This is a genomic window from Vibrio genomosp. F10 str. 9ZD137, assembly GCF_049974785.1.
In the GTDB taxonomy this organism is placed as follows: Bacteria; Pseudomonadota; Gammaproteobacteria; order Enterobacterales; family Vibrionaceae; genus Vibrio.
The window spans coordinates 1-310 of record NZ_JBNGCJ010000062.1 but is presented as its reverse complement, the minus strand read 5'-3'; the positions used below and the strand labels follow the sequence as shown (position 1 = coordinate 310).

Below are 310 nucleotides of genomic sequence, written 5' to 3'. Positions count from 1 at the left end.
GGCGGCGACCCTGCCAGTGTGAATCCTGTTGTTGAAACACAGCTGATCGTTGACCACTCATTAGCTGTTGAACATGCAGGTTTTCAAAAGGACGCGTTTGATAAAAATAGAGCGATTGAAGAACGCCGAAATGAAGATCGCTTTCATTTTATTGAGTGGTGTAAAACCGCGTTTAAAAACGTCAGCGTGATTCCCGCTGGTAATGGGATCATGCACCAGATTAATCTGGAAAAAATGTCTCCAGTCGTTCAATCGCAGAACGGAATTGCCTTCCCTGATACGTGTGTGGGCACCGACAGCCATACGCCCC

General features: G+C 47.1%; 1 protein-coding gene. It reads left to right on the top strand.

Annotated features, from left to right (window positions below; all coding sequences use genetic code 11):
• Positions 1 to 310: aconitase family protein (locus ACP45E_RS00835; RefSeq protein ID WP_241824230.1), on the top strand; the 310-nt coding region annotated here is incomplete at both ends.